This is a genomic window from Streptomyces sp. SID12501 (genome assembly GCF_010550245.1).
GTDB lineage: Bacteria > Actinomycetota > Actinomycetes > Streptomycetales > Streptomycetaceae > Streptomyces.
Map to the genome: position 1 here is coordinate 1 of NZ_JAAGLU010000292.1, position 588 is coordinate 588.

General features: G+C 70.4%; 1 protein-coding gene. It reads right to left on the bottom strand.

Annotated elements, in window-relative coordinates:
• Positions 1-235 precede the first annotated feature (235 nt).
• The coding region (locus G3I71_RS45815) for a vitamin K epoxide reductase family protein (RefSeq protein WP_275409432.1) at positions 236-588 on the bottom strand (353 nt) is incomplete at its 5' end.

Sequence of the window (588 nt, forward strand, 5' to 3'; positions counted from 1 at the left end):
GTCGGTGCGCCGACCGGTGCGGCGTGCGCCGCGTGGAGGAGGTGACCCGGGCGGACCCGGGGCGCACAGGTTGCAACGGATTGCGATGAGCCTGCAATCTTGCTGAAACGGGAGACTACGGAGGGTCGATCGGCCCGTCAACCCGTGCCACGCCGCCGGTCACGCGTGCCGTCACCGGCCGGGGACGCAGGACGGCCCGGTCACGTCCAGGACGCGACCGGGCCGTCGGGACGGGTCAGAGCAGCGTCCAGCCGTACTTCGCGAAGATCACGGCGCCGAACAGCACGAGCACGGCCGCGGTGATGAACCAGTCGTTGCCCGACGCGACGAAGCGCCGACCCCACGGACCCGCGCGACCCGGCAACGACATGTGCCCGTCCCGGACGTTGATGCGGGTCAACCCCGCCCAGACGAGCGTCGTCGTCACGGTGATCAGCAGGCACCACGGGCACAGCGCGCCGATCTCGAAGAACGACTGCTGGAACAGCCACCACGCGAACACCAGGCCGGCGGTGTAGATCGCCTGCGCGCTGAGCATGAACCAGCGCGGGAACACCACGCCCCCGATCAGCGCGACCGCCAGGGTGA